Origin of the sequence: Noviherbaspirillum denitrificans (assembly GCF_002211445.1) — a bacterium.
GTDB lineage: Bacteria > Pseudomonadota > Gammaproteobacteria > Burkholderiales > Burkholderiaceae_D > Noviherbaspirillum > Noviherbaspirillum denitrificans.
Map to the genome: position 1 here is coordinate 1,793,890 of NZ_LSTO01000001.1, position 10,250 is coordinate 1,804,139.

The 10,250-nt window shown below is 62.6% G+C and carries 11 protein-coding genes; 3 read left to right on the forward strand and 8 right to left on the reverse strand.

The features are described 5' to 3' along the window. The 8 genes from AYR66_RS29495 to AYR66_RS08940 all read right to left on the reverse strand — a co-directional run. Nucleotides 1-247, reverse strand: a 247-nt coding sequence (locus AYR66_RS29495) for a hypothetical protein (RefSeq protein WP_206047112.1), incomplete at its 3' end; no start/stop codon positions are given. A 113-nt stretch (nt 248-360) separates the two neighbouring features. Beyond that, entirely contained in the window at nt 361-870 is a 510-nt protein-coding gene (locus AYR66_RS08910; RefSeq protein WP_170942097.1) for a DUF2478 domain-containing protein, read from the reverse strand. Between the two features lie 18 nt (nt 871-888). Next, the gene (gene fdhE, locus AYR66_RS08915) at nt 889-1,734 is read right to left on the reverse strand and encodes a formate dehydrogenase accessory protein FdhE domain-containing protein (RefSeq protein ID WP_088707209.1); all 846 of its coding nucleotides are present in this window, start codon (nt 1,732-1,734) and stop codon (nt 889-891) included. A gap of 5 nt (nt 1,735-1,739) precedes the next feature. Further along, nucleotides 1,740-2,633: a formate dehydrogenase accessory sulfurtransferase FdhD gene (gene fdhD, locus AYR66_RS08920; protein ID WP_088707210.1), complete on the reverse strand. Its 894-nt coding sequence runs from the start codon at nt 2,631-2,633 to the stop codon at nt 1,740-1,742. Nucleotides 2,634-2,655: 22 nt separating this feature from the next. Continuing rightward, complete coding sequence (locus tag AYR66_RS08925; protein WP_088707211.1) at nt 2,656-3,276, reverse strand: formate dehydrogenase subunit gamma; 621 nt, start codon at nt 3,274-3,276, stop codon at nt 2,656-2,658. Then, nucleotides 3,273-4,166 carry a formate dehydrogenase subunit beta gene (gene fdxH / locus AYR66_RS08930; protein WP_088707212.1) on the reverse strand — a complete coding sequence of 298 codons (894 nt, stop codon included), beginning with the start codon at nt 4,164-4,166 and terminating at the stop codon, nt 3,273-3,275. Before fdxH ends, AYR66_RS08925 begins: the two co-directional genes overlap by 4 nt. 11 nt (nt 4,167-4,177) lie before the next feature. Then, nucleotides 4,178-7,261, reverse strand: a complete 3,084-nt coding sequence (fdnG, locus tag AYR66_RS08935) for a formate dehydrogenase-N subunit alpha (protein WP_088707213.1) — start codon at nt 7,259-7,261, stop codon at nt 4,178-4,180. A gap of 254 nt (nt 7,262-7,515) precedes the next feature. After that, nucleotides 7,516-8,424: an endonuclease gene (locus AYR66_RS08940; protein ID WP_088707214.1), complete on the reverse strand. Its 909-nt coding sequence runs from the start codon at nt 8,422-8,424 to the stop codon at nt 7,516-7,518. A 172-nt stretch (nt 8,425-8,596) separates the two neighbouring features. Between AYR66_RS08940 and AYR66_RS08945 the strand changes: the two genes are divergently transcribed. The 3 genes from AYR66_RS08945 to imuA all read left to right on the forward strand — a co-directional run bounded on the left by AYR66_RS08945 (nt 8,597) and on the right by imuA (nt 10,153). Continuing rightward, complete coding sequence (locus tag AYR66_RS08945; protein ID WP_088707215.1) at nt 8,597-8,875, forward strand: type II toxin-antitoxin system RelE/ParE family toxin; 279 nt, start codon at nt 8,597-8,599, stop codon at nt 8,873-8,875. An 18-nt stretch (nt 8,876-8,893) separates the two neighbouring features. After that, nucleotides 8,894-9,199 carry a HigA family addiction module antitoxin gene (locus tag AYR66_RS08950; protein WP_088709699.1) on the forward strand — a complete coding sequence of 102 codons (306 nt, stop codon included), beginning with the start codon at nt 8,894-8,896 and terminating at the stop codon, nt 9,197-9,199. Nucleotides 9,200-9,430: 231 nt separating this feature from the next. Then, nucleotides 9,431-10,153 carry a translesion DNA synthesis-associated protein ImuA gene (gene imuA, locus AYR66_RS08955; protein ID WP_088709700.1) on the forward strand — a complete coding sequence of 241 codons (723 nt, stop codon included), beginning with the start codon at nt 9,431-9,433 and terminating at the stop codon, nt 10,151-10,153. The last annotated feature ends 97 nt before the right edge of the window (nt 10,154-10,250 follow it).

Below are 10,250 nucleotides of genomic sequence, written 5' to 3' on the forward strand. Positions count from 1 at the left end.
CCACGGGTAGCGCGAGCGGCTCCGACACCACCACCGGCGGCACGACGGGCAGCACCGCCAGCACGCCGAGTACACCGGGATCAACCACCGGTGGCACAAGTGGTGGCACAAGCAGTGGGACCGGCAGCAGCGCCGGCGGCACAAGCGGCTCCAGCAGCGGCTCTACCGGCAGCTCGAGCGACACCACCGGCAGTTCGAGCAGCAGCATGTCGTCGCCAAGCAGCCCGAGCAGCAGTAGCAGCAGCACGACGACGCCGGGATCCGGGGCGAAGTAATCTCAGCCAGGTAACGTGGGGTGGCGCAGTACGATCGGCTGAACGCCGGTTGTACTGCTTTTTTTCCGTAAGCCCGCGAAGCGTTTCAGCGCTGAAGGCCGTCCCACCATGCGAGCGCCGCTTCGGGCGCGTGTGCAAGGCGCACATCGCAGCCGCCCGTAAACGCCGTCCATTGTGAAAGGACAGTTTCACTGACCGCCGTCAGCAGCGGTATCCCGGACAGGACAGCGGCAGCCATTTCCGCGCACAGTCCGGCGCCCGCAGCTTCCTGGGCGCCGAATTTGTTGATGATTGCCAGCTGCGGTCCGGCATCGATTGCCTGGCGGACCAATGCGGCGGCATCGGCCAGTGCATACGTATCCAGCTTGCAAGTGCCGGCCACGGCCAGCGGTTGGGAAATCGTCATGCGCCGCTCGAGCGGCAGCAGTTCGAGCAACATCTTTCCCTGCCCCTCGTTATGCTGGATGGCGCCAGCGAGCGCCACGCCGCGCAAACGAAGCTGCCGCACGACTTCCGCCAGCAATGGGGATGCCTCCTCATGGCGGCGATAGACAAAGGCCGCTATGGCCGGGGCTGCGGCATCTTCTTGCACCATCCGGTTTTCCATCGCGCTTCAGGCCTTGTGCGATGCCGGCTCGACACCGGCCAGGAACAGGTTGGGACTTGCCCGGCTATACCCCTCCTGCCCGACCAGCACGTCCAGCATGAGTGAAGCCAGGTCATCGGCCACCGGATCGACATCCGGATCCTTTTCCTGGAAACAGGTTTTAACGTAGCCGTGGCAGTGGTCGCAGCACTCCGCCTGGACCGCCGGGTTCCCGCCTTCCAGACCGAGATAGCTGACCACACTGCCCTCGTCGCACAAGGTGCAGTGGGCACGCACGGCATGCCAGCGCGTCGCGCACAGGCAGCATTCGAGGTAACGCAGTCCTGCCTTGCCCGCACCCGCCAGGACAATGCTGCCCACCGGTTCGCAGCCGCATTCCGGGCAATGCTTGTGCGCGACGGTCTGCACGCGCTCCAGCGCGGCAGGGGAACTCTCGGCGGCACTCCATGCAACCTGCATCGCTGCGGCAACCAGGTAATCCTGGCTGTCGCGTGCGTCGGCGACGATTTCGCCATGGGCCAATTTCAGACATTTCTCGCCGGCCTCGTCCAGCGCTTTTCCGTCGAGCGGCTGGGCGCCATCCGGCACGAGCGGAGAACCGGTCATTGCGGCAAACAGGGTGCGGTAAGTCGATTGCCAGATCAGCTTCAGCTCCGACTCCGCCGGCGCGTTCGCCAATGCGCTGAACGCGATCTGCTGGTGCCGGGCAAGGCTGGCGAGTGTGGACAGCCAGGCGGCATCTGCCTGCCCTGCGGCAAGCTGTTCGAGACGTGCGCTGCGGCGGGAGAAAAGGTCATCGCGCGGCGCGATCAGGTTCGACGCGCCGGCGGGAATTTGTGTGGAAGATTGCATCGGGTCTATTCGTCTGACGTGGCCAGCACCGCAGCCTCGCGCAGGTCCATGCCGGACTGCGAGCCGTATTGCAGGCGCCTGTGGTGAGTATAGGCGACAAAGCGGCTGCCGTTGGCGAATCCGGCAAGGAGAAGGCCTGACTCCTCCGCAAGCCTGACAGCCATGCCGGTCGGCGCCGAGATGGCAACGAGCGAATGGATGCCGGTGTTGACAGCCTTCTGCACCATTTCATAGGAAGCGCGGCTGGTGATGAGTGCAAAGCCTTGTGCCGCATCGATGCGCTTGGCGGCGAGACAGCCGATGAGCTTGTCCAGCGCATTGTGGCGGCCCACGTCTTCACGCACCTGCAGGATGCGGCCGTCCATGCTTGCCCATGCGGCGCCATGCGCGGCGCCCGTGCTGCCGCGCAATGGTTGGTGTCCAGGCAATGTGCGCAGCGCCTCTTGGATGGCCGCAATGCGCAGCGGCGGAGCAGCAAGCACGCGCGCCTGCTTCATGGCGTCCAGGGCATCCAGGCTGTCGATACCGCACAGCCCGCAACCGGTGCGGCCGGCGAGATTGCGGCGGCGCTCCTTCAGTGCGAGGAAGCGTTCGGTGGCGATTTCCAGTTCCACCGACACGCCGGAGCAATGCGCCTTGATTTCGATGTCGTAGATTTCGCCGGGGTGCGCCACGATGCCTTCGCTCAGACTGAACCCGAGCGCGAAGTCCTCGAGGTCAGCCGGCGAAGCAAGCATGACGGCGTGGGAAATGCCGTTATAGACGAGCGCAACCGGCGCTTCCTCGATCACGACATCGGGAATGGACATCGGTACGCCGTCGCGGAATCGCACCACCTGCCGCGTGGATGCAGTGGGCGGCAGGGGGAAATCGTCGGCGTACAGTTCAAGGGGCGTCATGCAACACTCCTGCAAAAAATACTTACTTGCCTGTCATCTGGCGATACCAGTCTCGGTGATGCTGCTTGGCCCAGGCACGGGTCACCGTGCCGTACCACATCGCGCGCACCGTACCCTTGACCCAGATGGCGGCGTACACGTGGACCATGATGAAACCGATCATCATCGCGCCGACCGCCGCATGCACCACGGCGCCGAGGCGGACGAGGTTCACGTCGAAGCCGAACCATGCGCGCCAGATCAGCAGTCCCGATGCCGTCATCAGCAGCATGCACAGGGCAAGCGCCCAGAACATGACTTTCTGGCCGCCGTTGTACTTGCCCTGTTCCGGCATGTCGTGGTCGTTGCCGTCCACCATGTTCTTCGCCTTGGCCAGCCACTCCTTGTCCGCCTGCGTGATCTTGTTCAGGTGCTTGAAGCGCAGGAAGATCACCAGGAAGGACAGCGCCATCAGCACGCCGACGTACGGATGCAGGATGCGCGCCCATACCGGGCTGCCGAACAGCTGGGTCAGCGGGAAGAACGCCGGGTGGAAGAAAGCCAGACCCGACAGCGCGAGCAGGATGAAGCAGATGCCCACCGTCCAGTGGTTGGCCCGCTCGGATGCCTTGTAGCGCGGCAAGTCTTTCGGATCGCGGATCATTTGGCTTCCTCCTTGTCTTCGCGTTCGATCTCATCCTCGATCTCCTTCGAGATCTCGTTCGGCGCCTTGGTCACGTAATGGAACAGGCTGCCCAGTGCAATGCCGGCGAGTGCCAGCGTGGCGAACGGCTTGGAGACGCCCTTCCACATCGAGACCATCGGGCTGACCGACGGGTCGGCAGGCAGTCCGTACAGTTCCGGCTTGTCGGCATGGTGCAGCACGTACATGACATGCGTGCCGCCGACACCTTGCGGATCGTAGAGGCCGGCCTTGTCGTAGCCGCGCGACTTGAGGTCGGCGATGCGCTGGGCGGCCACTTCCTTCATGTCTTCCTTCGAGCCGAACTGGATGGCGCCGGTCGGGCAGGTCTTCGCGCAGGCAGGTTCCTGTCCCACTGCGACGCGGTCGGAACACATCGTGCACTTGTAGGCCTTGCCGTCATCCTTCGAGATGCGCGGCACGTCGAACGGGCAGCCGGTCACGCAATAGCCGCAACCGATGCAGTTCTCCTGGTGGAAATCGACGATGCCGTTCTTGTACTGGATGATGGCGCCGGGCGACGGGCAGGCCTTGAGGCATCCCGGGTCGGTGCAGTGCATGCAACCGTCCTTGCGGATCAGCCATTCGAGCTTGCCCTTCTGTTCCACTTCGGCGAAGCGGATGACGGTCCATGCCTTGTCCGAGCGGTCGGTCGGATTGTCGTAGACGCCGACGCAGGTGCCGACGTCGGCGCGGATGTCGTTCCATTCGGAGCAGGCGACCTGGCAGCCCTTGCAGCCGATGCAGGTCGAGACGTCGATGAGCTTGGCGATTTCCGTGGTCTGGCGCACGCCCGGCTGCGGCGTGGTGGTCGCCGAGCGTTGCTTGATGTCGAGTGATTGCAATGGCATGTTCAACTACCTCAGATTTTTTGGATATTGACCAGGAAGGCCTTGTACTCCGGCGTCTGCGTATTGCAGTCGCCCACGGCCGGCGGCAGCACGTTGGTCAGGAAACCCTTCTTGGCCACGGTTTCCCAGCCCCAGTGCAGTGGAATGCCGATCTGGTGGACCGTCTTGCCGTTGACCGCCAGCGCCTTGATGCGCTTGGTCACCACGGCCTTGGCCTTGATGTAGCCGCGCTTGGAGCTGACCTTGACCATGTCGCCCTGGGCGATGTTCTTTTCCTTGGCCAGCGTCTCGCTGATCTCGACGAACTGTTCCGGCTGCGCAATCGCATTCAGCTTCACGGACTTGGTCCAGAACTGGAAGTGCTCGGTCAGGCGGTAGGTGGTGCCCACGAACGGGAACTCATCCGGCGTGCCGAGGCGTGCCTTGTCGCCCTTGAAGATGCGCACGGCCGGGCTGTTGACAACCTTCGGATGCAGCGGGTTGGTGCCCAGCGGCGTTTCCATCGGCTCGTAGTGCTCGGGGAACGGGCCGTCGACCAGCTTGTCCACGCAGAACAGGCGACCGATGCCTTCCGGATTCATGATGAACGGGCCCATGCCGTCGGCCGGCGCGGAGTCGGCCTTGAAGTCCGGCACGTCGATGCCGGCCCAGCGCTCGCCGTTCCACGCAATCAGCTTGCGCTTCGGATCCCACGGCTTGCCTTCCGGCGTGCAGGAGGCGCGGTTGTACAGGATGCGGCGGTTGGCCGGCCACGACCACGCCCAGCCCGGCGTATTGCCGAGGCCGACGTCGGTGTTGTCGCGGCGCGCCATCTGGTTGCCGGTCTGCGTCCACGATCCGGAGAAGATCCAGCATGCGCAGCTGGTCGAGCCGTCGTCCTGCAGCACGGCGAAGCCGGGCAGCTGCTCGCCCTTCTTCGCGAGGAACTTGGTCGGGTCCTTGGGATCAGGAATGTCGGCCAATGCGCGGCCGTTCATTTCCTTCGCCAGTTCTTCCGCCGACGGCGAGGTCGGGTCGCGGTAGTTCCATGCCACGTTGAGGATAGGCTCGGCCGCCTTGCCGCCTTCCTTGCGATACAGCTCGCGCAACGCGACGAACAGTTCGCCCAGGATTTCCTGGTCGGCCTTGGCTTCTCCCGGCGCGTCGGCGCCCTTCCAGTGCCATTGCAGCCAGCGCGCGGAGTTGACGATCGCGCCGTCTTCCTCGGCGAAGCAGGTCGAAGGCAGGCGGAATACTTCGGTCGCGATCTTCGACGGATCGACGTTGTTGGATTCGCCCTGGTTCTGCCAGAAGGTCGAGGTCTCGGTCGCCAGCGGATCGATGATGACCATGTACTTCAGCTTGGAGAACGACTCGACGACCTTGTTCGCATCCGGGAAGGACGCCAGCGGGTTGAATCCCTGCACGATGAAGCCGTTGACCTGGCCCTGGTTCATCATTTCCACGACCTGCAGGATGTCGTACAGCTTGTCCCACTTGGGCAGCCAGTCATAGCCCCAGTTGTTCTCCTTGGTGGCCTTGTCGCCCCAGAACCATTTCATCAGGCTGACGAAGAACTTCGGCGTGTTCGACCAGTAGTTGAACTGGTTGTCGCGCAGCGCCTTGGGCGTGGTCTTCGCGATGTACTCGGCGAAGGTCGGGTGCTGCTTTTCGTTCGGCAGCGTGAGGTAGCCCGGCAGCGCGGTCGACAGCAGGCCGACGTCGGACAGGCCCTGGATGTTGGAGTGGCCGCGCAGCGCGTTCACGCCGCCGCCCGGCATGCCGATGTTGCCCAGCATGAGCTGGATCATCGCCATGGTGCGGATGTTCTGCGCCCCCACGGTGTGCTGGGTCCAGCCGAGTGCGTAGAGGATGGTGCCGACCTTGCCCGGCACGGCGGTTTCGCCGAGCAGTTCGCACACCTTCAGGAAGTCTTCCTTCGGCGTGCCGGTGAGATCGGTGACGACGTCCGGTGTGTAGCGTGCGTAGTGCGCCTTCATCAGGTTCCAGACGCAGCGCGGATTCTGCAGCGTCGGATCGGTCTTGACCTGGCCGTTGGCGTCGAGCTCGTAGTTCCAGCTCGCGCGATCGTACTTGCCCTTCTCCGCGTCATAGCCGGAGAACAGGCCTTCGTCGAAGCTGTAGCCCTCGCCGACGATCGCCGCTGCATTCGTATAGGCCTTGACGTAATCCCACTGGATCTTGTCGTTGGCCAGCAGCCAGTTGATCACGCCGCCGAGGAAGACGATGTCGGAACCGGCACGGATCGGCATGTAATGGTCGGCGACGGCGGCAGTACGGTTGAAGCGAGGATCGACCACGACCAGCTTGGCGCCGCGCTGCTTCTTCGCTTCGATCGCCCAGCGGAATCCGACCGGGTGCGCTTCGGCGGCATTGCCGCCCATGACCAGGATGAAGTCGGCGTTCTTGATGTCGACCCAGCTGTTGGTCATCGCACCGCGGCCGAAGGTCGCCGCCAGCGCCGACACGGTCGGGCCGTGGCAGACGCGTGCCTGCGCGTCGGTAGCGATGATGCCGAGCGAACGGAGGAATTTCTGGGTGAGGATGCCGGTCTCGTTGGACGCGGCCGACGCGGTGAGCATCGCGGTCGACAGCCAGCGGTTGACCGGCACGCCGTCGGCGTTCTTTTCGACGACGTTGGCGTCGCGGTCGGCCTTCATGTGCTTCGCGATGCGGTCGATCGCTTCATGCCAGCTGATGCGTTTCCACTCGTTGCTGCCGGCTTCGCGCACTTCCGGGTACTTCAGGCGCTTGGGGCTGTGGATGAAATCGAGCACGCCGGCGCCCTTCGGGCACAATGCGCCGCGATTGACCGGATGGTCCGGATCGCCTTCGATATGGATGATTTCCGCCTTGGCGTTCTTCGCGCCGCTGCCCATGCTGTACATGAGCAGGCCGCAACCGACGGAGCAATAGGTGCAGGTATTGCGGATTTCTTTCGCGCGGGTGAGCTTGTATTCGCGGACTTCAGCCTGCGCGGCGGTCGGCGCCATGCCGGCGAGTGCGAGGCCGGAGGCGCTCAGGCCCGCCGTCGACACCTTGAAGAACTGCCGCCTCGTGATGGTGACGGGGGCGCAGCCTTTCTTGTTTTCCATACGTTTCTCCAAATGTTCGGGATCGGAACGAATTGGAGCAGGAAGGCAGAAAGCAGGACGCGACTAGTCACGCTGGCCATCAAACTCCGCGGAGTGGGTGTTCCGGCTTGGATGGCCACCTACAAAATGCAGCGTTTGAAACACGCGAATCTGATGCAACGGACCAAAAGCGCGCGGAGTGTAGCACCGGGTTTCCTGAATGCAACTTATTCGTAATCAAGGCTTCATGGAAAACCCTGTCTATCGTATGGGTTTTACGTATTACTACGGACGCTTCGCGCGAGCTTCACCGGTTCAAGCCTCAGTTCCCCGCGCAGCATCGGCCTGACCAGGATCTTGTAGGTATCGACATCGAAAGTCCGGCGCGCCGGCTGCCTGACAGGCTTCGCGCCTTTCACGTGGTCGATCGATCCAATGTAGAACCAGCGGTCGATCACATGCGTCTGCTTCCACCCGTCGCACTCTTCCACGATGCCCATCGGCCCGGGATAAGGCCAGACGACGATGCGCATTTCCTCAAGGGCAGCGCGCAGCCTGAGGTAGTGGTCTTCGATCGCCTCCTCGCCGATGCACGCGCCCAGGCAGCGCGCGATCTGCCGTGCGAAGCAGGCGCGTCCGCGCATTGCAGTCTCGAGCCCGCACAGGGCCGGACACAGGCGCTCCTCGTCCACGATCATGCGCAGCCGCTCCAGCGCCGCCTTGCGTGTGGCAAACAGGCCGTAGAGGCCGTCCGTGATCGCGAAATCGTGGTCGCGCGCATACACGATTTCGGGCACCGCATTTACATCCGGCCCGAGACGCAACGTGCACATTTCGCGCGTGCGGCGCAGTTTCTTGTTGTGCAGCGGCTGCATCTCCTTGATCAGGCGTGACTCCAGCAGCAAGGCGCCGATCTCGCCGGCCGTGCGGCGGAATTCGACATGGCTGCTGGCCTGCAGCATGCGCGCTTCTTCCGGCGTGCGCAGGTGCGACAGCACGCGCGAACGGATGTTGACGCTCTTGCCGATGTAGAGCGGCCGCTCCTGCGCATCGCGAAAGATGTAGATGCCCGGTTTCGACGGCAAGGCATCGAGGCTGCCGCGGTCGATGTGATCGGGATAAGTAAAGAGTTCGGCGGGGTCGGACTTGACCAGCAGGCCGATGGAAGTGATGCGGGGTTGCATGAAACGGATTGGCGTTGGAGAGATACTGTACATTAATACAGTATTCAAGGGTAATATCTTGCCTTCAAGAAGAATTAAGAGGTCCGGATGTCTGCATTAGTTTCATCCATGATGCATCCATCACCTTAACGTTTGACGTTAAACTCTACACGTTATATTCTGCTACTGCATCATGATCCTCAGTTTTCGGTGTCCTGATACCCGAGCCATATTTGAAGGGCAAAGGATTGCAAGATTTGTGAACATTCTTTCTGTTGTACAACGAAAACTTCAATTGCTGGACAGTGCTGCCACCTTGGGTTTTCTTCGGTCTCCGCCCGGCAATCGCCTGGAGCAACTTGCCGGAGACCGCGAAGGACAACACAGCATCAGGATCAATAACCAATGGCGAATCTGCTTCATCTGGACCGATAACGGTCCGATCAATGTGGAGATCGTCGACTACCACTAAAAATGCATGGAGCACGACATGGTTAAGAACGGCATGCGCCCTGTTCACCCGGGCGAAATCCTTCGGGAAGAGTATCTGGGGCCGCTGAACATCAGTGCTCATGCACTGGCCGTGGCATTGCGCGTACCAGCAACGCGTATCAGCGAGATTGTCCATGAGCGCCGCAGCATCACTCCCGATACTGCCCTGCGCCTGGCGCGCTTTTTCGGAGGCGACGCACAATCCTGGCTGAACCTCCAGCAAGCCTATGACTTGAAAATTGCGGAGCGCGAACTCGCTGATACCATCGAAAGAGAAGTCCAGCCGCTAGCCGTTGCCGCTTGAGCAGCGAGTCTTTTTCAATTCCTGCATCCCCCATCCCGCCGCATTCATATTGACAATGCGGCCTCCCCCTTCCGCCCGCTTCCGGCCTTCTTGATTCAAAAATTCCTTAAAGCAACATATAGCCAGATCAATTACATAACGAATTTGACTAATTGGCGTTCGGAGTTTACTGTATATTTATACAGTATTGAGGGGCAACATTTTGCCCGCAAGAAGAATCAAGAGGTCCGGATGTCCGCATTAGTTTCCCCGCTGCCGCAGTCGGTCTGGCGCGCCGACCAGATGGGGTCGTACCACGCGGCCGCCATGTCCACCGGCCATCCCGCGCTCGATCGTGAATTGCCCGATGGCGGCTGGCCGGGTGCCGTGCTGGTCGAATTGCTCCTGCAGCAAAGCGGCATCGGTGAAATACGCCTGCTGCGCCCCGCGCTGGAAACCATCGCCCGCAAGCGCCGCATCGCCCTGCTCCAGCCGCCCCATCTTCCGCAAGTCGCTGCCTGGACCGGATGGGGGCTGCCTGCGGATCGGCTCCTGTGGATCAGGACCACGCGCAGCAAGGATGCATTGTGGAGCGCCGAGCAGGTCTTGCGTAACGGCAGTTGCGGCGCCCTGCTTTTCTGGCAACAGCAGATGCGCGCCGAATCACTGCGGCGCCTGCACCTGGCCGCGCAGGGGACCGACATCCTGTTCTGGATGATACGTCCCCTCGCCTGCGCGCAGGATGCGTCGCCCTCGCCGCTGCGACTGGCATTGCGCCCCGCGCCGGGCGGCATCGATATCGCGATCGCCAAGCGGCGCGGCCCGCGGCATGAGGCGCCCCTTTTCCTCCGGCTCGACGGCATGCCTGCCGCGCCGGCGTTTTCCACTCCGACAATTTCTCCCGCCCATGCGCACATGGATAGGCGTGCACCTGCCGCACCTGCCGCTCGAAACCTTCCGGCCGCGCTGGTCTGAACCGGGGCCGCATGTCGTCGTCGACCGCGAGCGGGTGCTGGCCATGAGCATGGCGGCGGCCGCCGCCGGCGGACGCCGTGACATGCGCCGCACCAGC